The 23,979-nt window shown below is 54.6% G+C and carries 21 protein-coding genes and 1 riboswitch; of the genes, 8 read left to right on the top strand and 13 right to left on the bottom strand.

Annotated features, from left to right (window positions below; genetic code table 11):
- Positions 1-77: 77 nt before the first annotated feature.
- Complete coding sequence (locus PSTEL_RS07370; RefSeq protein ID WP_038694469.1) at positions 78-968, bottom strand: DUF6612 family protein; 891 nt, start codon at positions 966-968, stop codon at positions 78-80.
- Between the two features lie 117 nt (positions 969-1,085).
- A riboswitch (cyclic di-GMP riboswitch) is annotated at positions 1,086-1,177 on the bottom strand.
- A 273-nt stretch (positions 1,178-1,450) separates the two neighbouring features.
- On the opposite strand from PSTEL_RS07370, the gene mscL reads away from it, so the two are divergent.
- Together mscL and PSTEL_RS07360 are read left to right on the top strand one after the other, a co-directional pair.
- Positions 1,451-1,840 (top strand): large conductance mechanosensitive channel protein MscL, encoded by a 390-nt coding sequence (gene mscL / locus PSTEL_RS07365; RefSeq protein ID WP_038694468.1) that lies wholly within the window; start codon positions 1,451-1,453, stop codon positions 1,838-1,840.
- A gap of 234 nt (positions 1,841-2,074) precedes the next feature.
- Positions 2,075-3,268, top strand: a complete 1,194-nt coding sequence (locus PSTEL_RS07360; protein ID WP_038694187.1) for a transposase — start codon at positions 2,075-2,077, stop codon at positions 3,266-3,268.
- Between the two features lie 159 nt (positions 3,269-3,427).
- On the opposite strand, the gene PSTEL_RS07355 is transcribed toward PSTEL_RS07360, so the two are convergent.
- Positions 3,428-4,627 carry a GTP-binding protein gene (locus PSTEL_RS07355; protein ID WP_038694467.1) on the bottom strand — a complete coding sequence of 400 codons (1,200 nt, stop codon included), beginning with the start codon at positions 4,625-4,627 and terminating at the stop codon, positions 3,428-3,430.
- Between the two features lie 57 nt (positions 4,628-4,684).
- Positions 4,685-4,834 (bottom strand): 50S ribosomal protein L33, encoded by a 150-nt coding sequence (rpmG, locus tag PSTEL_RS07350; protein ID WP_038694466.1) that lies wholly within the window; start codon positions 4,832-4,834, stop codon positions 4,685-4,687.
- A 204-nt stretch (positions 4,835-5,038) separates the two neighbouring features.
- On the opposite strand from rpmG, the gene PSTEL_RS07345 reads away from it, so the two are divergent.
- Positions 5,039-5,413 (top strand): hypothetical protein, encoded by a 375-nt coding sequence (locus PSTEL_RS07345; RefSeq protein WP_038694465.1) that lies wholly within the window; start codon positions 5,039-5,041, stop codon positions 5,411-5,413.
- Positions 5,414-5,577: 164 nt separating this feature from the next.
- On the opposite strand, the gene PSTEL_RS07340 is transcribed toward PSTEL_RS07345, so the two are convergent.
- A complete protein-coding gene (locus tag PSTEL_RS07340; RefSeq protein WP_038700329.1) occupies positions 5,578-7,254 on the bottom strand; it encodes a glycoside hydrolase family 13 protein in 1,677 nt (558 codons plus the stop codon).
- Positions 7,255-7,582: 328 nt separating this feature from the next.
- Here PSTEL_RS07340 and PSTEL_RS07335 point away from each other — a divergent pair, with 328 nt between their 5' ends.
- The 3 genes from PSTEL_RS07335 to PSTEL_RS07325 all read left to right on the top strand — a co-directional run bounded on the left by PSTEL_RS07335 (position 7,583) and on the right by PSTEL_RS07325 (position 9,797).
- Positions 7,583-8,578: a LacI family DNA-binding transcriptional regulator gene (locus tag PSTEL_RS07335; protein ID WP_052098257.1), complete on the top strand. Its 996-nt coding sequence runs from the start codon at positions 7,583-7,585 to the stop codon at positions 8,576-8,578.
- Positions 8,579-8,793: 215 nt separating this feature from the next.
- Positions 8,794-9,015, top strand: a complete 222-nt coding sequence (locus PSTEL_RS07330; protein WP_038694464.1) for a PspC domain-containing protein — start codon at positions 8,794-8,796, stop codon at positions 9,013-9,015.
- Positions 9,016-9,056: 41 nt separating this feature from the next.
- Positions 9,057-9,797 carry a PspA/IM30 family protein gene (locus PSTEL_RS07325; RefSeq protein ID WP_052098256.1) on the top strand — a complete coding sequence of 247 codons (741 nt, stop codon included), beginning with the start codon at positions 9,057-9,059 and terminating at the stop codon, positions 9,795-9,797.
- Between the two features lie 106 nt (positions 9,798-9,903).
- On the opposite strand, the gene PSTEL_RS07320 is transcribed toward PSTEL_RS07325, so the two are convergent.
- Positions 9,904-10,371, bottom strand: a complete 468-nt coding sequence (locus tag PSTEL_RS07320) for an AraC family transcriptional regulator (protein WP_342666558.1) — start codon at positions 10,369-10,371, stop codon at positions 9,904-9,906.
- Positions 10,372-10,617: 246 nt separating this feature from the next.
- Between PSTEL_RS07320 and PSTEL_RS07315 the strand changes: the two genes are divergently transcribed.
- Positions 10,618-13,170 (top strand): DUF2339 domain-containing protein, encoded by a 2,553-nt coding sequence (locus PSTEL_RS07315; RefSeq protein WP_038694460.1) that lies wholly within the window; start codon positions 10,618-10,620, stop codon positions 13,168-13,170.
- Positions 13,154-14,416: a DUF3999 family protein gene (locus PSTEL_RS07310; protein ID WP_038694459.1), complete on the top strand. Its 1,263-nt coding sequence runs from the start codon at positions 13,154-13,156 to the stop codon at positions 14,414-14,416. Before PSTEL_RS07315 ends, PSTEL_RS07310 begins: the two co-directional genes overlap by 17 nt.
- A gap of 379 nt (positions 14,417-14,795) precedes the next feature.
- On the opposite strand, the gene PSTEL_RS07305 is transcribed toward PSTEL_RS07310, so the two are convergent.
- The 8 genes from PSTEL_RS07305 to uraD form a co-directional block, all read right to left on the bottom strand.
- On the bottom strand, positions 14,796-15,758 hold the full coding sequence (locus PSTEL_RS07305; RefSeq protein WP_038694458.1) for a 3'-5' exoribonuclease YhaM family protein: 963 nt from the start codon (positions 15,756-15,758) through the stop codon (positions 14,796-14,798).
- A gap of 219 nt (positions 15,759-15,977) precedes the next feature.
- Positions 15,978-16,430 (bottom strand): IDEAL domain-containing protein, encoded by a 453-nt coding sequence (locus tag PSTEL_RS07300; protein WP_038694457.1) that lies wholly within the window; start codon positions 16,428-16,430, stop codon positions 15,978-15,980.
- 350 nt (positions 16,431-16,780) lie between these two features.
- Positions 16,781-18,610, bottom strand: a complete 1,830-nt coding sequence (gene ade / locus PSTEL_RS07295; RefSeq protein ID WP_038694456.1) for an adenine deaminase — start codon at positions 18,608-18,610, stop codon at positions 16,781-16,783.
- Positions 18,611-18,646: 36 nt separating this feature from the next.
- Complete coding sequence (locus tag PSTEL_RS07290) at positions 18,647-19,873, bottom strand: pyridoxal-phosphate-dependent aminotransferase family protein (protein WP_038694455.1); 1,227 nt, start codon at positions 19,871-19,873, stop codon at positions 18,647-18,649.
- On the bottom strand, positions 19,870-21,171 hold the full coding sequence (locus PSTEL_RS07285) for a Zn-dependent hydrolase (protein ID WP_052098255.1): 1,302 nt from the start codon (positions 21,169-21,171) through the stop codon (positions 19,870-19,872). Before PSTEL_RS07285 ends, PSTEL_RS07290 begins: the two co-directional genes overlap by 4 nt.
- Entirely contained in the window at positions 21,168-22,562 is a 1,395-nt protein-coding gene (locus PSTEL_RS07280) for an allantoinase (protein WP_038694454.1), read from the bottom strand. The genes PSTEL_RS07285 and PSTEL_RS07280 overlap by 4 nt, the downstream gene beginning before the upstream one ends.
- Positions 22,563-22,835: 273 nt before the next feature.
- The gene (uraH, locus tag PSTEL_RS07275) at positions 22,836-23,207 is read right to left on the bottom strand and encodes a hydroxyisourate hydrolase (protein ID WP_038694453.1); all 372 of its coding nucleotides are present in this window, start codon (positions 23,205-23,207) and stop codon (positions 22,836-22,838) included.
- A 232-nt stretch (positions 23,208-23,439) separates the two neighbouring features.
- Positions 23,440-23,976, bottom strand: coding sequence for a 2-oxo-4-hydroxy-4-carboxy-5-ureidoimidazoline decarboxylase (gene uraD, locus PSTEL_RS07270; RefSeq protein WP_038694452.1), 537 nt, complete (start codon positions 23,974-23,976; stop codon positions 23,440-23,442).
- Positions 23,977-23,979: the final 3 nt, after the last annotated feature.

The raw sequence follows: 23,979 nt of genomic DNA, 5'->3' as shown, positions 1-23,979 counted from the left end.
CTATGTATCGCATGCAAAAAAAACGCTGTTCGATCGAACAGCGCTCTTTTTCCCATATGAAACTGTCTGTACATCTACTATTGCAGCTCGGATGGCTTCACAATCGTTGCAACTTTGTTATGGGCGGAATACTTGGCGTCAACCTTGGTCGTATATACATCCTTCTCGCCGTCTTCTACCAGGACATAATTCAGATCAACGGTCAGCCTTTCCGTCTGCCAGGTTTTGCTGTTGGCGTACAATTTCCAGGTTACGCTTTTCGGCTGAATGACCGCCCCCTCATAGAGGTTCTCCCGGTCATAGAGTGCGATGACGGCCTTGGCCGCTTTCGCATCGGTTAGCGTAAATTGAAGGATCGTCTGTGTTCCGGCCGTGGAGACCTTCATGGATTTCTTATAGCCCTTGACCGACTCAAGCACGGAAGCGGGGTCGAATTGCCCCTTGGTGTAGAGTGAATACCAATCTTCCTGGTCCAGGTCAACCCAGTACTGGGAATCGGGGTCAATCTCTTCAGCGCTGTCCACGTCTTCTCCATTTGCCGAATCTCCGTACACATCGCCGCTTGCAGTGTCCTCGTCGTATTCATCGATAAGGTCGCTGCCGTCGACCACCTTGTAGTATTCCTTGTCGTTGGCGTACAATTCGAAGTCCGTATCAAGGAACCCGATATTGACAGTGCCTGCCGCTGCAAAGCTAGGAAGACGATTGATGTCAAGGCTCAGCGTGTTGGTGTTGCCTATCCGCATGCTGCCGATCTGAAGGTCCTGTTTCTTCGTTGAACTCAAATGAAAATTCTTCAGCGTCTTCGAGGTCGCCGCCAATTTGGCGAGCATTTGATCCGCTGTTATGACTTTGGTGTTAGCGGCGGCGGATACCGTAACAGGATGGGAAGTCCATCCGAGCGAGCCTGAAACCACTACAGCGCCTGCGATCAAAAATTTCCCCAGTGTTCTCCAATTATTCCTCATGCATTGTCCCCTTTCGAATCCTTGCGGTAAAGCGGCGCCGTAGCAGGGCGAAATCACAAAAAAACTCCAAATAGACTTATGTCCATTGGAGTTGTCTTTCTTCCCTACCGTTACCCCTATGGCGGCCTGGCGATCATGGCCCTCCGATGGATGGCTTTAGACCCATAGCTTTGTGTCATCATCTTTCGATGATTTTACCTTTAACGCGGATATTCGATTAATTTGATTAATTGCAGGACGATTGTCCTTTCCTTAAAATTTAACATGATCCGAATTTCCTGTAAATGCTTTTTAGCTGATCATTCGGAAGGACAGTTGCCCAGTGACAGCCGGTTAACCTGCTGCGTGCGGCGCGGCCGAATCTCCGGCCTCAAGATGAAGTGCGTGATTTATGTCATTGGTGAGCCCTGAAACTCTCCCTATTTCTTCGTCTAAATGTTACAATCAAGGTCACAATCGAATTATAAGGAGAGAAGACGTTCATGTGGAAAGAGTTTAAGGCATTCGCATTCAAGGGAAATGTGCTGGATCTGGCAATCGGTGTCGTTATAGGGGCCGCGTTCGGCAAAATCGTCAGCTCCATTGTATCGGACCTGATCACCCCTCTGATCGGCATCTTGTTCGGCGGACTGGATTTTACCAGCTTGTCTCTTAAATATGGTGATTCAGCCATTACATACGGTAACTTTATCCAGTCGGTCATCGACTTCCTGTTGATTTCCGCCTCAATCTTCCTGTTCATCAAGCTGCTCGGCAAATTTCAGAAATCCAGCCCCAAGGAAGAACCCGCTCCTCCCGCTCCGAGCAAAGAGGAAGTGCTGCTGACGGAAATCCGTGATCTGCTCAAAGCGCAGAACCGCGAGAAGGCATAAGGATTTACAGCAATACGTCAAGCAAGTAGCAATCGGCAACGCTGAACATAGAAACAGCGGCTGCTTGGACAAGCCATTATGTCCTTGCAGCCGCTGTTTTTATTCATTTGAGCATTTTGCATTAATCTAAGCCCTTGTTACACAAAGCAATTTTGAGCATAAAAAAGGACTTCACCCCAACTTGGAGAAGTTTTCAAGTGACCAAACGAGAAAACCCAAGGGAGTGAAGTCACTATGTATATTCTCCAAGAAAGTCTATTTTCCTTTGAAGAGCTTCAAAAAATCGAATCGAAAGAGCGATTGCCCATCTTTTTCAGCGCTTTGGACCTGCGACCTTACGCAAGAGAATTGAGAAATCCCTCACCCCGAGGAGCAGACGGACACTGTCGTCAAGGCATTCTTCGCGCGCTACTCGCAGCTCCTTTAGAGAATATCGATACGTTCACCGGCCTAGCGCGCAGACTAAAGTTTGACCTCCGTTTCCGTTACCAATGTGGGCTTCGACTGGATATCCCCGCTCCTTCGATTTCTACATTAAGTCGAGTCTTTGCCGAGTTGACTGGCAAAGGCCTTGCCAAGCAGTTGTTTGAGGATCTTGTGACTCAGTGCCAAGAAGCTGGAATCATCGACGGAACTCATGTCGCTATCGACAGCGCCGCTATTCACGCTTACGAGAAAAAGGAACCCAAGCGAAAAAGTGAACTCACCGGCAATGCCAACTGGGGTGCCAAGTTTGACACCTTTGGCAACAAAGTCAAGTGGTTTGGCTATAAGTTGCATCTGGCCGTCGATGCCAAAAGTGAACTTCCCATGGCGCTCAAGGTGACCTCTGCCCATGTGAACGACGGAGACGAAGGGCCTGCACTCATGACGACTGTCGCTGCGAAATCTAAAGTGAAATTCTTCATGCTGGATGCGGGCTACGACCAAATAAAAAACTACGAGGCCGCCCGGAACGTCAAGGCGCAAGCCATTATTCCGCTGAATCCACGGAATGAAAAGGAACCGCCAGCGGGGATTACCCGCAAAGGCACGCCCTGTTGTTCGATGGGATTTCCCATGACGTATTGGGGACAGGAAAAGGTGCATTTAAAATTCCGTTGTCCACATGCGACAGGTCAAGTGGATTGTCCTTTGGGCATGGCCGCTTGTTCGTCCTCCAATTATGGAATGGTGGTTAAAATCAACAGTCAAACGGATCTCCGGCGTTATGCGCTACCGCATCGGGAAAGCCGAGGCTGGAAGGAACTTTACAATAAACGAACCAGTGTAGAACGCTGCAATTCTCGAATGAAGACCTATTTAACTGCAGACCAGCTTCACGTCTGGGGGATTCAAAAAGTGACAACTCACCAATATTTAAATGCGATTGTGTTACTTGCCTCTGCGCTTGCCATTGCGAAGCAACGAGTACAGAACGCCGCTTAAAAACTTCCGATTCATTGAAATTCTGTCCGTCTGTCTATTTTTCACTCCACTCTCACAACACTGAGATTTCGTTGTAACCTAACTTTGACTTTAAATCAAAATATGAATTATGCAAAATGCTCATTTACTTTACCCGTCTTTCCATTAGCCGGCAAGGTTTTACGCGAACGACTCATCCTGCACCGGCCAGGGAAGAGGATTGTTGAACCGGCTCCAGTCCTGCTTCATTTCTTCTTCAGTCAGCAGGCAGCGGTTCAATCCAGCTTCGATGTCCTCGCGGTTCATGTCGATCCCGATCAGGACGATCTCCGTCATCCGGTCTCCCCATCTCTCATCCCAGCGCTCTCTCGCCTCCGGCTCGTTCTCCAGTATCTCCCGCTGCTGTTCCTCCGGCAGGGAAGCAAGCCAGTAGCCAGCCGGCCCGAATTGGATCGAAGGCCCGGCCTGACCGATCGTCGCCGCGAAATCGCCGCGCGCCGCCAGCCATACCAGGCCCTTGGCGCGGACTACCTGCTCCGGCCAATTGCCGAGCAAAGAGCCGAGCCGCTCCGGATGGAAGGGAATCCGGCTCCGGTACACGAAGGAAGCGATGCCGTATTCCTCGGTCTCCGGCGTATGCTCCTCTTTGTTCAGCTCCGCAATCCATCCCGAGGACATACTCGTCCGTTCAAAGTCGAACCGGCCCGTGTTCAGAATTTCTCCCGGGTCTACGGCTCCATTGATGGACCGTATAATGTTGGCGGAAGGCTGAAGCTTGCGCAGAATTCCTTCCAGCTTGAGCAGTTCTCCTTCTTCAACGAGGTCGCACTTGTTGAGCACCAGGACGTCGCAGGTCTCAATCTGGTCGATCAGGAGGTCGACGATATCCCGGTAATCTTCCTCTCCGGCCGCCTGTTCGCGGTCCAGAAGACTCTCGCCCGAAGCAAAATCATGCCAGAAACGATGCGCGTCCACAACTGTTACCATCGTGTCGAGCCGGACCAGCGACGTCAAATCGATGTCCTGTCCGGGGCTCTCATATGTAAAGGTCTGGGCCACCGGAACCGGTTCGCTAATTCCCGAGGATTCGATCAGAATATAATCGAAGCGTCCCTCCGAAGCCAGCTTGTACACCTCGCGCAGCAGATCGTCCCGCAGCGTGCAGCAGATGCAGCCATTGGTCATCTGGACCAGCTTCTCCTCGGTCCGTGACAAGGTATTCTCGGACTCCACCAGCCGGGCATCCACATTGATTTCGCTCATGTCATTCACGATAACAGCCACCCTCAGGCCCTCTTTGTTATGAAGAACATGATTCAGCAGCGTCGTCTTACCCGATCCCAAATATCCGCTCAGCACAGTGACAGGAATTCGTTTCATTTGATGTCTCCTTTATATGGTTTGATATCCGATCTCTTCGGCAATTTTCCCGCAGAATTAGCGCGTCTCGCGATGCAGCGTGTGTCTCTTCAGTCTTGGGCAGTACTTGCGCAGCTCCAGACGTCCGGGATGGGTCTTCTTGTTCTTGGTCGTCGTGTAATTGCGATCCCCTGTCTCGGTGCAGGCCAGCGTAACAGTAACTCTCATCGTGAATCGAACCTCCTTATTCGTAATTATTACGATTTATTTTTATATCGTAACGATTACTATTAATAATGTCAAGGTTAGACTAACTGTACACAACGCAAAACCAGCCTCTTTTCCCCTGAAGATGGAAGAAAGACTGGTCAGGATCATGGTATGATTTATTTCATGACAGGGACATTGATTGGATTGAGAAGAGGTTACAGAATGACGAGAAAATGGGTTCTTACGCTAGGGATAGGCATAGTTGCTGTCGTTTCGCTGATTGGGGTCATTTACAGGATGAACTATAACAATATAATAAATCCGCACTCGATTATGATTTCACAATGCAAGGTATCGGATGAAATCATCGCATTAAAGGGGGGATTTTCGGATAGTGCGAATAGATTTACAGGCTATAAAGCCGCTTATGGCGATAATACGCTGTACTTAAAAATAACAGGGAGTATTTTGCCTCTTCCGAAGTCTACCGGGGATTTTAACATTTCGATTAAAAATGATTACGGCCATATTCAAAGCATATATTTGCAAGGTTCCGACCCCTCCCAAAATATACGGATTTGGTCCAGCCAACAATAAAACCCCGGGGCAGTTTTGAGCCATTGAGCCGTCTCCAGAGACTTTCGACGGGAACCAGTTCAAAACTTCCGGGGTCTGTCATGCTATACGTGTAAACTCATTCATGCCATCCCCCCAAGGGGGGATGTTGGATGTTACGCATACCCGCGAACGTCGTGCTCTTATCAGACCTGTGATGCCAAACGATACACGCGCGCCTCGTACGGACGCAGATGAAGAGTGCGGATGCTGCCCCCTTCGGGCGCTTCATAGTTGGCAAGCTGCAGTTCCGCTGACGCATAGCGAATCCCCTTCGGCAGATGGAACAATGCTTCATCCGGCGACAGATTCGTCAGGATCAGCCAATGCTCATCCTCCAGCGTCCGGGTGTAGGCGTAGATCTGCTTGTGCGTCGGCAGAATAAGATCGTACGTGCCGTAGATCAGAACCGGATGAGTCTTGCGGAGCTCGATCAGCTTCCGGTAATAATGGTAGATGGAACCGGGGTTGCTCTTCTCCGCCTCCACGTTGATTTCCTTGTAGTTCGGATTCACTTTCATCCAGGGAGTGCCTGTCGTAAATCCGGCCTGCTCGCTGTCATTCCACTGCACCGGCGTCCGCGAGTTGTCGCGTCCGTTCTTCCAGATAACCGGCATCAGCTCCTCGTGGGACTTGCCCTCCTCCCGCTCCAGTCTGTACCAGGTCTTCATATGAACGTCATCGTAGTCGTCAATGGATTCAAACCGCACATTTGTCATGCCGATTTCCTGTCCCTGATAAATGAACGGCGTTCCCTGCATGAGAAAATACATCGTCGCCAGCGCCTTCGCCGACTGGACCCGGTACGGGCCGTCGCTGCCGTAGGTCGAGACCGAACGGGGCTTGTCGTGATTCTCCATGAACAGCGCGTTCCAGCCGCTGCCCTCCAGCTTCTTCTGCCACTCGCTCAGCACCTTCTTGAAGGTCAGGATGTCGAAGCCCGCATCCATGCTCTTGTTCCACAGCTCCATGTGGTTGAACTGGAACACCATGTTGAACTTGCCTCTCTCTTTGTCCACCCACAGATCGGCTTCGTCCGCCGTCACGCCGCTGGCCTCACCCACCGTCATAATATCGTATTTGTCGAAGGTCTCCCGCTTCAGCTCCTCCAGAAAATCATGAATGCCCTCGCGGTTCATATGCCCATCGAATGATCGGGCGTAGCGCAGGCCGTTCGGATTCGGCATGTCCGGGAAGCCCGCCAGCTTCTTGATATGGGAAATCGCGTCGATCCGGAACCCGTCGATGCCTTTATCCAGCCACCAGTTGACCATGTCGTACAGCTCGGCGCGAACATCGGGATTTTCCCAGTTCAGATCGGGCTGTCTCTTCGAGAAGACATGCATGAAATACTGCTCCGTCACCATGTCATATTCCCAAATCGATCCGCCAAAGATGCTGTCCCAGTTGTTGGGCTCTGCCCCGTCCTTCGGGTCCGCCCAAATATAGTAATCCCGCTTCGGATTGTTCCGGCTCGAACGGGATTCAATAAACCACGGATGCTCATCCGAGGTATGATTGATGACTAAATCCATAATCAGTTTCATTTCCCGGCCATGGACCTGCTTCAGCAGCTCGTCAAAATCGGCCATCGTGCCGAACTCTTCCATGATGTCCTTATAATCGGAAATATCGTAGCCGTTATCGTCATTCGGGGACTTGTAGATCGGACAGATCCAGATGACGTCGATCCCAAGCTCCTTCAAGTAATCCAGCTTGCTGATCACGCCCCGCAGATCGCCAATTCCGTCTCCGTTGCCGTCCATAAAACTGCGGGGATAGATTTGATACGCCACCGCTTCTTTCCACCATACTCTGTCCAAATCCGTCAGCTCCTCCAGCTCTCTATACAGGAAAATATTTTCCCTAAATGGAGTATAAAGCATCATATTTTCCCCGGTCAAGTATAATTGGCAAACATTCAGCCTCATGTTATGATGAGTTTACTGGTAAAGTGGCAAAGTTCCTACGGAATTACAGAAATCCCTTTGCTTTATCTGTTATTTATTGGGTCTTCAGCCGTTGTACGACAACATTTCTTCTACTGATCATATGGGAAAAAGGCAGCAATAAACGATGCAGTATCGCTTGTGTCGGGAAAATATTTTCCTGAAATAAGCTATTCTATTGGGTTCGGAGTTGTGTTTCTTTATGAAAGTAACGATTCACGATATCGCCAAAATGGCCGGGGTGTCGATTTCGACCGTCTCCCGTGTCATCAACAACAGCAAGCCCGTCAAGGACGAAGTCCGGGCCAGGGTGATGGAAGCGATGGAACAGACGGGATACCGCACGGGTCCCCCTTCTCCGGAAGGAACCAAAGCCGAAGCAGCACTGCTCGGCGTGATCGCTCCGCAATTCAGCAACACCGTGCTGAACGATCTGATCGGAGGCATCGGCTCGGTATCGCGATTGTACGGCTATGAGCTGCTGATCGGCCTGACGGACAGCACGGTGGAGAGCGAGCTGCATTATTTGAAGCGGTTCGGGGAGATTCGCGCGGAGGGCGTCATCTTCGTCGGCTCTCCTCTGGAGCACCGGCATCTGGAAGCCATACATTCCTCAGGCATGTCTTGCACGGTCATCGGCCAGGTCTCCAAGGTTCCTTCCATTCCTTCCGTGCATGTGGACAATGTGACCGCCTCTTATGAAGCTGTGACCTACCTCATTCAACAGGGACACACCGCCATCGGCATGATTCGCGGCTTCGGCGAGTCAGGGATCGGCAGCGACCGCTACGACGGCTTCAGACAGGCGATGACCGATGCAGGTCTGCCCATTCGCGACGGCTGGGTCGTGGAGAGCGACCTGTCCGTGGACGACGGAAGGAACGCCATGCAGACCATCGCCGGGAGCGGCGAGCTGCCGACCGCCGTCTTCTGCGCGACGGACTGGATGGCCATCGGCGCGATGAATTATGCGATGGACCACGGCCTGCGCGTACCGGAGGACATCGCCGTATTCGGCTTTGACGGCAGCTATCTGTCATCCGTCGTCCGGCCGAGATTATCCACGGTGGAGTACTCTGCCACCGAAATCGGCATGACAGCAGCGCGCAACCTGATCAAGCTCCTCAAAGGAACGGCGGATATTCCCCAGCACTCCAATGTCACCCATTTCCTCTCAATTCGCGAGAGCACGAACTGAACAGCGGAAACGCCGCAGCCCCCGGATTCGAGGCCTTATGCCCCGAATCCGGGGGCTTTCTGCTGTTATCCCCGTCCAACAGCGTAGGCTTCCCCCGTCTAAGGTCGAGAATGCAAAACCGTCTGCAGGCCGTTTTGGGACCTCACGAAAGCCACTACAATAAAGACATAGATCAGCCGATCAAACACGGAAATCACGAAAGGAAGATAATAACCATGAAAAAATTATTCCGTTCCGAAAGAGACCGCAAGTTCACCGGACTGTGTGGCGGCCTCGCCGAATACTTCGGCATCGACTCCACCTTGGTTCGTCTAATCGCCATCATTGTCGCCCTGGGAAGTGTCGGTACATTCCTCTTCGTCTACGTTATCGCGAGCCTGATTGTCCCAAGCGACCGCAGCGGCAGCTTCACGGATAACAATCATTATTATTACTAAAATCAGACCATTTCATTTCACAATTCAAAGGAGAGATAACCATGAGTATATTGGACAGAATTGCAACCCTGACGAAAGCAGCATTGCATGAAGGATTGAACCGGCTCGAGGACCCGGTCATGATGACCGGACAATACTTGCGGGACCTGGACGACAAAATCGCGGACGCCGAGCGGCAAAGCCGGGATATGGAGACGGCGGCGCGGCTGCTGGAGCGCCGGCTGAAGGAATACCGGATGCTCGCCGAGCTGAGCGAAAGCGACGCGGTCAAGGCGCTGGAGCGTGGAGACGAAATGACCGCGAGAGCGGCTGTTGAGGCGAAGCTGCGCTATACGGCAAGCGCACAGGAATGCGAGGACGGCCTGGAGGAGACCCGGCAGGTTATCGCCGGACTGACATACGAAATTGCGGCCGCCAAGGAAGAACAGACCCGGCTCAAGGCCAAACGCGCCGAGCTGGTCGATCGGGCACGCAAAGCAGCGGCCAGCCGCCCCAAGCCCGCTTCATGGGCTTCGGCATCCGCTTCGGCATACGGGCTGGACACCCGTCACGCCTCCCGCGGCTTTCAGCGGATGGAAGAGAAAATCCGCGAATGGGAAACCGGAACGGCGGTTCCGGAACGCTACACGCCGGATGCCTCCGTTGCCGAAGCCGGTGAAGCCCACTCGCCTGGCGTGAGAGCACGGGCTGCCGAAGAACTGCAGCGGCTGCGGGATTTCGTGAAGAATGGCGCAGCGCAGGACGCCAAAGCGAAGAACACCGACAGCAGCGCTGAGGAATAAGCCAAGCCTTCCTTATAGCATCAGCTATTTAATAAGAGCCTTCCGGTCCACTGAATGTGGTCCCGGAGGCTCTTTTGCCGTCTATTCTACTTCAACTTCTAACTTCTCATAGCACTGGCACGCATATTTCGCACCAATCGTCTTCGAGCAGCTCTCCCTTGTATCTTTCGATAATCGGTTTATTGTCCAGTTGAAGGCCGCTATTGTGCAGGCTTATAAAGATTTCAGCCCATGCTTGCCGGATATCTTCCGCCGTATGTCTGACTATGCTAACCGCGTACTTGCCTCCTGCAAAATAGTCTTCATGAATGTAAGCCTCGCTGGCGGAATCGCCGATTGCATAATCTTCCGGAATCACGATACACGCATCATATCTGCACTGTTCGGGTGGCGTAGTCTGGGGGTTATCCTGCGGAATACCGAACAGAACAGCGGAGCTGTCAAGCAGCCCCTGCCCCCTCGCCCATTCCTTCACCTTCTCCATGGCCACGGCATTTGCAGAACCGTACGGTCCCGTCCGTCTCACATAAGCAATGCGGCAAGGAGGCAGGGGCTCAACCTTCAGATTCATCATTCATCATTCCTTTCTTTTTCCATGATCAACACCTTTCGAATGCTAACATGATATAAAATGATTTACATCAAAAATTTTAAAATATTTCTATATATTTCTATTTATTTCGACGCTATTTACCTTCTCCCCCCTTTAGGGAAAAACAAAGCGAATTGAATATGTATGATAATTGGGACTGATGCATCATTCATCTTTATAGTAATATTGAGAATATTAGCCAATTCAATAGGACGTCTGGGGGATGCTATGAAGGAACTAAAAGACAGGCTTAGGACCATGAAGGACCGTCAGGACAAGTTGATGAAGGAATATCAGACCTTGATCTCCGAACTGTCGTCCGATGATCTGATGCTAGAGAACGAGCACATCAATCGAAGGCTTGAGGAGCTTGAGCAGAGTCTGGCTTCGCTCCAGGCGGAGTCCGATAAGCTGAAGTCGGAGAACCGCAGCCTTCGGGAGGCGCTGACCGAGCAGATGATGAACGAGAAGCTGCGCATCGTCCGGGTATCGAGCGAGAAGCTTCATACTTATTTCGGCGCGCAGAGCAAAGCGTACCAGGACCGGCTGACCGTCTTTGAGGATATGACCAAGATCTCGGTGAACCGGATGCACCGGACGATGTCCAGGTACTTGGAAGAAGAAAAAACCGACATCTCGGACAGGCTGGACCAACTAAAGGGCGAAATTGAGGAACGGATAGAGAGAAACCGGAAGCTTCATGAGGAAGAAAGCAATAAGCTCTTGGGCGAGATGGACGGCAAGCTGAATGCTCTGGCCGCCGAACCTGTCAGCGAAGAGACGATCCGGCGCAGAAGAGAACAGAACCGCATCGAAATGAAGATCGGACAAGGCTGGATCAACCGTCTCGGAATTTTGCTGATTATTCTGGGCGTCGGCGCCGCCTTCAAGTATTCGTATTCGAACTGGTTCACAGGCTATATGAAAAGCGCAGCTTTCTTTCTGCTGGGGGCGCTGATGCTGGCCGGCGGAGAATGGCTGTTCCGCAAAGGCAGGGGAACTTTCGCACTCGGACTGCTGGGCGGCGGAATTTCCGTGCTGTACGGATCGGTCTTCTACAGCTATTTCCTGCTTGAGGTTATTGGACTCTACACAGGCCTCGCCCTGTCCGTCCTCATCACCCTGACCGGCGTGCTGCTGTCCATCAGGTATCAGTCGCGCAGTATATGTTCCCTTGCCCTGGTCGGGGGATACTTGCCTGTCTACTCCTATATCGGCGCGTTCGGGCTGGAAGGGAGCGCGGTATATGCGGCGATGGGATATCTTTTTCTGCTGAATCTCTCGATACTGCTGATCTCCCTGCGCAGACGCTGGATTATTGTGAACTATATCAGCTTTGCGTTCAATACGCCTTCCATGCTGCTGCTCATCTACCTGTCAGACCATAATTTCGCAAGCATGCTGTATGCGGCTGTCACGTTCGCCATGTACCTGGCGATTACACTCTCCTATCCGTTCAAGCATCGGGCCAAATTGTCGTGGTGGGATTTCTCGCTGCTCGGCGTCAATACGCTGGTAAGCTGCATCACGATGTACGTACTGTTCATCGACAGCGGGCTCGGCGACTACAAGGGCGCGCTCGCCCTCCTGTTCTGCCTGATGTACTTCGGATTGGGCCGGATGCTGGAGAAGCTCATGCCCCGGGAACAACATAGCATGGTGCTCTTCTATTCGGTCGCCCTTACCTTCGCAGTGCTGATGATTCCATTCCAGCTCGGACAGGTATGGTGGTCGATGGGCTGGCTCATTGAGGGGATCGCTCTGATCGCCTTCGCCGGCAAGCAGCAGATCAAAAATCTGGAACGGGCGGGCTGGGGGCTGCTGCTGCTCTGCCTGGGGTCCTTTTTTGGACTGAATGTGCCGCTGGAGCTCTTCCCGGGCTACGGCGACGACCTTTTTAACCTGAAATACACATTCATTACGGCGGGCATGCTCGCTGTCGCATGGATATACGGACTTCGCTACCGGGGCAAGGACTATCTGATTCACACCGGATCTGCGGAGGTCCGGCTGACGTTCTGCTTCAAATATGCGGCGGTGCTAAACTTTTGGGCCTACCTGCTGTATGAGTCGGTACAGTTGACTAACCTCGCGCTTCCACAGGATGATGTCCATTACCGGTTCTATCAAATGATGCTGTCCGCGGTGTTTACCTTCGGTATCGCCTATGTTCTTCCCAGACTGCCGCTGTTCTACGATTCCATTCTTCGTGTCTTCGCCCTGTTCCTGCACGGAGTCGGCAGTGCGATCGGACTTGGAATCATGATCGGCATTCCAGCCCTCCGCCCGGTCCTCTCGGAGAATGGAGCCGCCGACTATATCGCACTTGCCTTGCTCGTCATTGTCAATGTGCTGATTGTGCTGAACGGACGGAATTTGCTGAAATCGGAGATTCAGCGACGCTACGCGAGCCTGGAATTTTACCCGGTGGCGCTGGCCGTATATATGCTGGTCATCGTTACCGCATTCCTGAGCGTACAGCTCCATCTGAACAATGGGGGATTGTCCTTCAGTATCATCTACCTGCTGCTGGCTCTGCTGTATATCATCTATGGCTTCCGTTTCCGCTTCGTCTACATCCGCCGGTTCGGCCTTGGCTTAACGCTGCTCGCAACCGGCAAGCTGCTGCTGTATGATTTGAGCCTGCTGACTTCCGGCAGCAAGATCATTGCCTACTTCAGCTTCGGTGTCTGTCTGCTGGGCATTTCCTACATCTATCAAAAAGTCTCGGACAAATTGGGGGATCATTATGGAGAACATGTCAGTGTGCAGAAGGATTAGCCTGCTTGCAGCCGCTCTGGGGCTGTGGGCCGGGATCATCCTGCCGCCGCAGGCACAAGCTTCATCTGCTCCGCAAGCTTCCGAAGATGCCTGGGCATACGCCAAACCGATTGAAACCACGACTTCCAGCGGTTACCGCAGACTGTACCTCGACAACGAGGTATATGCCAAATCGGACAGCGGGCTGTCGGATCTGCGGATTGTCGATGCGAAAGGAAGCTTTGTTCCTTACTACATCGAGAGCGGAACCGTTGAGACGGCGGACCGTGCCGTCACCTATACGGCGCAGCTGGTTCATACGGAACGGCAGCAGAAGTCCACGTCATTCGATTACGCAGTTAATCCGCTTAAGCCGGGAACGGACATTCAGGGCAACCGCCTGCTGTTCACTTTGCCGGACGCATCCTTTTTGAAACATATCGTATTGTATGGCAGCTATGACGGGATGGCGTGGGAGAAGGTGTTGCAGGACGATTTGTACCGTACAGGCCAAGTGGACAAAAGCTGGATTGATCTCGGGGCCGCACTCAAATACAGCTATTACCGTCTCACGGTGCTGGACAATGCCGAGAATCTTTCCTTCCCGGCTCCCCGGCTCATGCATCAGTTAACCGAGGTGAAGAACTCGGATTTCAGGCGGACAGGGGCACCGCGTTACGAAATCAAGGAGGAAGACGGCGAGACCCGGATTGTCATCGACAATGGGGACAGGCTTAAGATCAAGCGGATCAAGCTTGAAAGCGAAGGCAGCTTCCTCCGCTGGTATGATCTCAAGGATCAGGAAGGAAGTATCATCCCGGTTGAAGGAAACAGCGAGCTGTACCGGATGGACTTCAAAGACACCCGAATCGCCGGAACCGACATTGTAACCGTGAATCCGGTGAACAGCACGGCCCTCACTCTGACCATTTACAACAAAGACGATGCGCCGCTTGCGCTGACGGGCGTAGAGACCGAGTATTTGGTGGACAAGCTGATTTTTGCCGATAACGGGAAAAGTCCCTACCGCCTGCTGTACGGCAACCCGGATGCAGCTGCGCCGGAGTATGATATCGTGAACTTCAAGGCGCAAATTTCGCAGGAGACGCTTGGGGAAGCCACTCTTGGAGACGAAATTCAGAAACCCGCGACACAGCCGGTTCCGGAGACCGGCCCTCCAGTGGGCAAGCTGATCTTCAACATTCTGATTGTGGCCGTATCCCTGCTGCTTGTCTTTATCCTGGTTCGCAAAGCGAAGAAGGTCTAACACGAACCCGGAGTCATAGACTGCCAGCGGGAGACGGTGTGCAATAGATACCTTGACCGAATACCAGCCTCGTCCACACTTATTTGTCGAAAGGAATGCGGCCCAAATGAGTTACGATATTCATATTACAAGAGCCTCTCACTGGATGAATTATGAGGAACATCCTATTGCATTAGAGGAACTGAAGGAATATTTTCAAGGCGATGAGGGCGAAATCTATTAAACCTCCCTTAACTCTATAAAAAAACAGCGGCTGACCAGGCTTGATATGCAGATCCCGGTTCGCCGCTGTTTTCGGTTAGAAGCACATTCCCTGCAACTGCAGCAGGGCAGATATGAATTAGGAATGAGTTCCTGAATACTGAATCTCTCCGCTGCGCTATGGCTCCAGCTTCATCCGGTAAATCGGCTTGTTCTCCAGCCCCCGGATGAACGGGGTCCATTCCTCGCTCTCCGGTGTCGTGTCGAGCGCGTCTTCCACCATCTGCAGCTTGGCGTCGAGCGTGTCGATCTGATGCAGCGCCACCGCTTCCGCCGTCTGCGGCTGCACGGGGCTGCCCCATTCGCCCAGATTGTGATGGGACAGCACCAGATGCTGAAGCGCGATAATCTTGGGCGAATCGAGATCGATGTTCTCCATGATCGCCGCCTCCGTAATCCAGTTCGCCGCCATCGCGATATGCCCCAGCAGCTTGCCCTTCAAGCTGTAATCCGAGACAATGCCGAGCTCGGCTGTCATTTCCTCCGGCTTCGCGATATCGTGAAGGATGATGCCCGCCCGAATGAGGTCGGGATTCAGAAAAGGGCGCTGCTTGCACAGAAAATCCCCGATTTCCAGCATTCGCGTCATATGATAGGCAAGCCCTGCGAAATAGGCGTGGTGATGAGTCTTGGCCGCCGGATAATGCATGAGCTTCTCCTCTACCTTTTGCACACAGTAGGCGACGACCTTCCGGATCTCCCCGTCCTGAATCGCATTCATCGCCTGCTTGATCGCAAAGACCAGATCGACGGGCCGGATTGGCGCGGAGCGGATGAAATCCGTCAGCGATACGCCGTCGCTGTCCGCAGCGAGACGCATTTTGGTAATCTTGATCTGCAGCTTCTCCCGGTACAAATGGGCCATTCCCTGCACCTTGACCAGTCCCATCGGAAAGAATGTTTCTTTATCCGAAGGCGATACGTCCCAGTACTTGGCCGACAGCTGGCCGGTGGAATCGCAGAGCACAATATCGAAATAATCCTTGGGCGGATTGCCGTTTGTCTGTTTGACCGTCAGCTCCCGCAGCAGAAAAAATCCGATGAATTCATCCTGCGGAGCCAATTGGTTGATTTGTTTCATCATGAGCCTCCCACATGGTTATCAAGCTATCCCCTACTTTACCTAACTTTGATGTTCAAAGTCCATATCTCTTTGCGTTTTTGGGTGGAGACAGCGATGGAAGTTCCTCCAATCGGACAAAAAAACCGCCAGCTATAAGGCAATCAGCGATTGCCCACAGCATGGCGGCTTTTCCAAACGAGAGAGCCCGTCGTCCTATGGTTGCATAACCAGCGTCTGTCACGCGGTCAGTTCTTTGTATTTCTTGGTCAGTTCTTCGAACCACTGCTTATCCTGAAGAGCCAGCGCGAAGTCGATCAGTTCGGCGATTTCATTCGGACCAAGCTCCGTCTGGTCGTTGAAATTCACTTCCGCAACCGCAGCGGCTTCCACATGATCGCTAGAGGAGAAGTCGAAGGAGAACTTCAGGTCGATTTCACTCTCCAGGTACTCATTGCGCAGGAAGTACAGCACTTCGCACATCAATACCGGTCTGACCTGATTCTCGAACACACAATCCATCACCTTCGCCCAGTAGTGCCGATTGGTCAGATGAAGCTTGTCGTCAACCAGGAGGTTCTTCTCTCCTTGAAAATCATTGACAAATCTCAGCTCAAGCGGCTCCATCTTGAAAATGCTCGCAATCTGCTTCTTGGCGATGCTCACGATATCGTTCGTTTCCAATCTGATCATCACTTATTCCCCCATCCTGCAAAAATGATGTTAGGCTGTATGGTTATAGCATATCTTTTGGATTATTAAAATCTATGATTAACCTTTAACAGTTATATCGTCCTTGGGCTGCCTGAAATTAATATTAGTTTAGCATTTTTCTAGCAGAAATGTTTCAACCCGCTCATTATTGGTTAATGATTTTACCCCAAAAATGCTAAAATTTCATTTAAACTTCAAACTTTCGTATGACAATGATTAGTAGTTATCCATATGTTGGAAAAATAGAGACTTGAAGCCAAAGAAACGCCGTCCCGCAGGGGACGGCGTTTAAGATCGGCAATGGTTTGGTTTTACAGTGAAATGCCTGTTCAGATGGAGGCATTAACTCCCTCTTCAGAGAAGAGTGAAACGAGCTGGATGCCATCCTCCGGTGTGATTCGCACCAGTCCTTTATCGGACAGGCGAAGCGTCGGAATGACGGCCAGCGCCAGCAGCGACAGCGTCATGAACGCATAGTTCAGCGTACAGCCCGCATCGTACAGAGCCTTGCTGACGGCAGCCGACTGGGCGGCGGCAACTTCAAACGGCTCTGCGGACATCAGTCCCGCGATTGCGAGCGGGAACAGCGTCGTGCCGGAGCCGGTGATCACGGCGACTCCGCCCTGCGCGTCGGCGACCGCGTTCGCGGCGAGAGCCATCATCTCGTCATCGCTGCCGATGACGAGGATGTTGTGGCTGTCGTGGGCAACGGTCATGGCGATAGCGGCAGGCTCCAGGAAGCCGACGCCGTCGACGACGCCGACCGACTTGTTGCCCGTGCCTTTGTGCCGTTCCAGGACGGCGATTTTGCAGAGGCCGTCACGCACTTGAAGCTTGCCGTTCTCAACAGGCAGGGTCAGAATCCGCTCCATCGTCTCGACGTGATTCTCAAGCACCTTGATGACACGGGTCTGGACGGAGCCCGATTCCACCGGAGCCGGAATGACGAAGTCCTCCGCCGTTGGCCGCTTCGGCAGATGAACCGAAGCCAGCACCTCGGGAGGATAGGCATACGGCGCAAGCTCCGCGGTCATTACGCCGTTCTCGGCGACGACCGATCCGGCGGCAATCGTCATCACGACGTTCACATCGGCCAGATTGCCGTCCAGCAGGATAATGTCGGCGAGGTTGCCCGGTGTAATCGAGCCGATATCGCGGGCGACGCCGAAGCGCTCGGCCGTGTTGATCGTCGCCATCTGGAAGGCGGTCACCGGCTTGACGCCTTGAGCGATAGCATGACGGACGACGAAATCCATATGGCCCTCATCCCGCAGCGACTCCGAGCTGCGGTCGTCGGTGACGAGCATCATCCGGCGGGTATCGATGCCGTACTCGGTATGCGCCGTAATCGTCTTGGCGACATCATGCCAGGCCGAGCCGCGGCGCATCTTCGCGTACATGCCGAGCCGTACGCGCTCGATCACATCCTCGGCGGTCACACACTCATGATCGCCGGTAATGCCGGCTGCCGCATAGACAGGCAGCCGCCAGTCGTCAGATGGCCATGTGAAATGGCCGTCTGCGTATTTGCCAGCGCGCAGCGTAGCCTGGATCTCGCCGATCATCTTCTCGTCGCCGTAGACGACGCCCGGGAAGTTCATCACTTCGCCAAGCGCAATCACGTCGTCGCCCCAGGTGAACGCCTCGGCAACTTCCTTGGGGCCGATGGAGGCGCCAGTTGTCTCAAATTCCGGCCCTGCCGAAGGCACGCAGGACGCAACCTGCATATAGGCCGCGAGCGGCGTCTGCCGCATCTCCTCCAGCATCAGTTTAATGCCTTTGAGGCCAAAGACATTGGCAATCTCATGGGCGTCGAAGAAGCCGCCCGTCGTGCCCAGCGGCAGTACGGCGTGCGCGAATTCGGTCACGGTAAGCTGTGTGCTCTCGATATGACAGTGCCCGTCGAGCAGTCCGGGAGCGATATATTTTCCCGCTGCGTCGATTATTTTGGTATGCTCGCCGATCAGATGCGAGACATCCTTGCCGACATAGGCGATGCGTCCTTCCTGAATGCCAACGGACATGCCGTCCAGAATTTCTCCGGACACGACATTGACCAGCTTGCCGCCCGTAATGACCAGCGTAGCCGCCAAATCGCCGCGGGCCGTGGCCACCAGAGCCGGAATGCAATCAGCCAAAGGTTTTCTTGTAAACACCATTATGTTTCGCTCCCTTCTTGGATAATCTCCATTATGCTAAACCTGCTCGTAGACATCAAGCGCGGCCTGGAGCGCAAGTCCCGCAGGCAGCTTGCAGCCCTGCCGCAGCAGCGCGGCTTCAAGTCCTCCAAGCACCCGCAGCACATTATTCTTGCGGCAGCTGAAGCCCATCGTGCCGATTCTCCAGATCTGCCCCTTCAACGGGCCGAAGGAGCTCGCGATTTCAATGCCGAAATCGTCCAGCAGCATCGAGCGGACGGCTTCGCCGTCCACGCCTTCCGGAATGGTCACACAGGTGACCATCGGCATTTTGCAATCCGGATTGCCGTACAGCTTCATCTCCATTGCCTCAAGACCCGCTACCAGCGCCTGCTCATGCAGCAGATGCCGGGCGAAGCGGGCCTCCAGCCCTTCCTCCAGTACAAGCCGCAGCCCCTCGCGAAGCGCATAGAGCATGGAAGTCATTTCGGTATGATGATTGAGGCGCAGCGGGCTCCAATAATCCTGAAGCATGCCGAGGTCAAAATAATTGCTCCGCACCGGCGACATGCCGCCGAGCTTCGAGTCATCCGTCCGCAGGCCGCGCTCCACCTGCTTGCGGGAGAGCACCTTCGCTTCGGCCCGCTCGTTGTAGGTAATCGGCGACATGCCGGACGGTACAGACAGGCATTTCTGCGTTCCGCCAATGACGGCGTCCAGCTTCCAGGCATCCGTCTCGACGGGCACGCCGCCGATGGTCGCCACCGCGTCGACGATCAACAGAGCGTCCATCTCACGGCAGGCCTCTCCGATCCCCTCCAGCGGCTGCAGACGTCCGGTCGAGGTTTCGCCATGCACCATGGCGACGACCTGCGGCTTCACCTTGCGCATCTCCGCGATGATTTCCTCCGGCGCGAATACGCTGCCCCATGGCTTTTCGATCGTATACACCTCGGCTCCGCAGCGCTCGGCGATTTCATGCAGCAGATGGCCGAAGCGCCCGTATATCGGAATCAGCACCCGGTCTCCGGGCGCAATCAGGCTGACCATGGTCGCCTCGATGCCTGAACGGGATGTTCCGTCCACCGGGTAGGCCCACTGGTTGCCTGTGGCGAACAGCTCCCGCAGCATCCCCATCGTCTCATTCATAATATTCGTAAACTCGGGATCAAATTGTCCCAGCACCGGAAAAGACATCGCGCGCAGCACGCGCGGGTCCACCTCCACCGGTCCGGGCGTCATGATGCACCGCAGCGACGGCGACAAATCTTCAAACCGCTTCATGCCCATCTCTCCTTCATGTTGTTCGGTGCGTCTATAGCTTCATCCGTTTCCTCGTATCCCAGTTTGTACAGCAGCGCTATCAGCACTTCCAGTCCGGCGGCCAGCTCCTCCGGCGACGTATATTCGTCCGGGGAATGGCTGATGCCGGCCCGGCTCGGCACGAAGATCATCGCCGTACGGCAGCGCGGTGCGAACAGCTGGGCGTCATGTCCCGCCCCGCTTACCATGCTTCGCCATGTTCTCCCCTGGCTCTCGCAGATGGAGACCAGCTCCTTCTGAAGCTCCGGAGCCATCGGCGCGGGGACCGCGCTCAGGCGGCGCTCTACGCTGACCGAGACGCCCCGGCGCTTCGCAACTCCGCCGAACGCCTCCAGCACATCCTCGCAGAAGCGCTCCAGCTCGGCCTCCCGGCTGTGCCGGATGTCGAGCGTGAAGCTGACCTCGCCGGGAATGACGTTCGGCGTGTTCGGAACGACCTCCAGGCGTCCGACGGTCGCCACCAGCGGGTCGCCCGCCCGGACGGCCCAGGTCTCCAGCAGCAGCGCCATCTCGGCGGCAGCGGCCAGCGCGTCGCTGCGCAGGCCCATCGGCGTCGTGCCTGCATGGTTCGCCGTCCCCTTGACCGTGACGGCGAAACGCCGCTGGCCCGCGATCGCCTCAACGACGCCGATCTGCTTGCCGGTGCGCTCCAGCATGATGCCCTGCTCGATGTGGAGCTCCACATAAGCCGCGACATCGCTGCGCAGCGAGCTGTCCCGGCGGCTCTCCAGGCCGCAGCGGTCCATCGCTTCCCGCAGCGTCGTGCCTTCGCCGTCACGGCAGTCGTCAGCGCCGCTGCCTTCTTCATACAGGCCGGTCACATTCCCCGAGCCCCAGAAGGTCAGCGGGAAGCGGCTGCCTTCCTCCTCGGCGAATGATACGGCCTCCAGCATGCGGAGCGGCGGCCCGTACGCTGCCTTCAAGTACTGTAACGCCGTCAGCGAAGCTGCGACGCCATAAGCACCGTCGTAGCGGCCGCCGCTGACGACGGTATCAATATGCGAGCCGGTCAGCACGACTCCGCCGCCGCTCTGCGTTCCGGCCAGACGGCCGTAGACGTTGCCGACACGGTCGGCGTAGGCTTCAAGCCCGCTGTCTTCGATCCGCCGCAGCAAGAACTGCTGGGCTTCGCTCCATTCCGGCGTATACAGCAGCCGGGTTACACCCTCCCCTGGAGTGCTGAACGCCGCCAGCTCCTCCAGAAGCTTCATCATCTCGTCAGCCGCCTTGCGGATGTCCGCTGTCTTCGGGCCGCTCATAAAGCAGGCTGTCCTTCGCCGGTCTTGATCCATTCTCCGCTGTGGGCGGAGAGAACGCCGTCCTCCAGCGTGTAGACGGGACGCCCCCGCAGAATCGTCGCGGTCACCCGGCAGGATAGCTCCATGCCGGTATACGGGCTATGCTTATGGCGGTACTGCAAATGCTCCGCCGCAAGCGTGTAAGGCAGGGCCGGATTAACGATCGCGAAGTCGGCGTCCATGCCGACGGCGATTGTCCCCTTGCGGCCCGACAAGCCGAAGCGCTTCGCCGGACCTTCCGACAGCAGACGCGCAATGAGTGTAACCGGCAGCTTCCGGTTGTTCACGCCCTCGTGAACCATTAGCTCCAGACTGCTCTGGGCGCCGGAAATGCCGCCCCATGCCTCGAAGAACGACAGGCCGGGAGCAAGCTTCAAGTCGGGCGGGCAGGGCGAATGGTCGGAGGCGATGAAATCGACGAGTCCGTATTCGATCGCCTTCCAGAGCCGTTCCCGTTCAGCGGCGCTCCGGAGCGGAGGCGCGCATTTGGCGACAGGTCCCATCTCTTCCATATCGTCCTCCGTCAGGATCAGGTAGTGAGGACAGGTCTCGGCTGTCACATCCTGGCCGCGCAGCTTCGCCTGATGGATCAGCTCAAGCGCCGCGGCGGTGCTGATATGCACGAAATGGAGACGGCATCCCGTCCGCTCTCCGTACAGCAGCGCGCGGGCCACGGCTTCAAGCTCCGCCTGCGGCGGCCGGGAGGCCGCGAAATCGCGGGCTCCGGTTCTGCCGCTGCGCACCGCCTCGGCGCCCAGCACCGCCGTCATTTCATCGCTCTCCGCGTGCAGGGCGAGGATGCCGCCGAGTTTAGCGATCTTTTTCATCCCCTGGTAGAGAGTTTCATCATCGACTTCGCGGAAGCGGCCTTCGCCCTCGCCCCCGGGATTGGAGATAAAAGCTTTGAAGCCGGCCACTCCGGCATTCCACAGCTTCTCCAGGTCGCCCACATTGCCGGGAACAAGTCCGCCCCAGAACGCATAATCAACGGCGGAATGTCCCGCAGCAAGACCCGCCTTCAGCGACAGTGCTCGCAGATTCACCGTTGGGGGATTGCCGTTAAGCGGCATATCCACATAGGTCGTGCAGCCGCCTGCCGCAAGTGATGCCGAGCCGGTATCGAAGCCCTCCCAGTGACCGAACGACGGCTCATTGAAATGGACATGGGCGTCGATCATGCCCGGAAAGACGAGCTGCCCCTCGGCATCAATCACAGCCGTATCCGGACCGGGCGCAAGATTCGGCGCGAGTGACGCGATGGTGCCTGAAACTATCCCGATATCGAGTTTGACGGCTTCATCCGGAAGCACGACCAGCCCGTTTTTGATGATCATGTCATAAGTTTCGCTCATTTGCCGTTCCCTCCCTCATGGTCCTTGTCTTCGTTATGCTCTCTTCTGTTAATCCCTGGTTCCATGCCAGCAGAGCTTGCTGTGGAAAAATTGCGGCATTCGCCGCTCTGCATCAGGATAGAACTCTTCCATGCGGTTGAGCGAACGGGTACTAGTGTGCATGGACCGCATCAAGTTAATGATTGTGAACGGTTAACAATGACTAAGCACTAATCATCAGCCGTGTCCCGTTCGAGAGCTTTGAATGGAATTATATTGGGTTGGGTCAACCCGCTAGCTGCCCCGGTACGTACTGTATCCGCCTGGAGCCAGCAGCAGCGGGACATGATAATGTCCGCCGTCCGCGCCGATATGGAATCGGATTGGAATGAGATTAAGGAAGCCGATGTCGGCCGGCGATCCGCTCCCGCCTTCTTCCTGTCCCTTGCGGAAATAATCTCCTGCATGGAATAGCAGCTCATACTCGCCGGGCTCCATGTCTTCCCCCTCCAGCAGCGGCGCGTCCAACCTTCCGTCAGCGTTGGTTGCCGCCTGCCTCAGCAGCAATCTGTTCTCTCCTTCCAGCCTCCGCAGCTCCAGAAACAGACCGGCCGCCGGGACGCCCTTCATCAAATCCAGCACATGGGTGGTCAATCGACCGTTCATGTTAGATTCCTCCTTGTAACAGCGCAGATAGCGACGGGCGTGCGGTACATCACTGCAGCCTCCCGAAGCGTCATGGATAATTGACTAATTATTATACTTGGGTGTTTTCTGTGCCGGGATGAAGTATTATGTAAAACCACCCCGCCGTTCCGGCAGCATCATCCGTGTTCTTATACTGAACAACCTCTTGCCAAGATTGTGGTATTCAATTGTTAAAAAAAGATCTAAACTACTATGTTTCACGCAGTCCATCATTCGTGCCAAACAGATCCTCCAGACGGAACTTGGTGATCTTGCCGATCTCCGCAATCGCCCGCTCCCACTCGGTCTCCTTCGTACCGTTCACCCGTTTGGAAATCGATGCAATGATGTCATCCTTGTTCTTCCCGCGCACGGCGAGAATGAAAGGAAACAGATATTTCTCCGTATATCTCACGTTCAAATCCGTCAAAACCGCGAATTCCTCCGGCGTCAGCCGGTCCAATCCGGCCCCCTTCTGCTCCGCTGCAGACAGCGGCGTCACCTGGAGCCTTGTGGCCAGATCAGGATGCGCCCGCAGCAAGGACAGAATGTGTTCCTCTCCCGCTTCCCGGGTTGTTCTCATCATGGCCTCATGCAATTCCTTTACCGTCCCGAAAGGGCGGGACTCGTACGCGCCTTCAGCCACCCAGGGCGAATGCTCAAAGATGCCGCCCAGCGTCTCCGTAAAAGCTTCCCTGCTCATTTCATTCAATGCTGACAGCGTCAGCCGTGCAGCTGGCGTTCCCATGGC

It is taken from the genome of Paenibacillus stellifer (assembly GCF_000758685.1).
Lineage (GTDB): Bacteria > Bacillota > Bacilli > Paenibacillales > Paenibacillaceae > Paenibacillus_AQ > Paenibacillus_AQ stellifer.
This window is presented reverse-complemented; position numbering and strand designations above follow the sequence as displayed.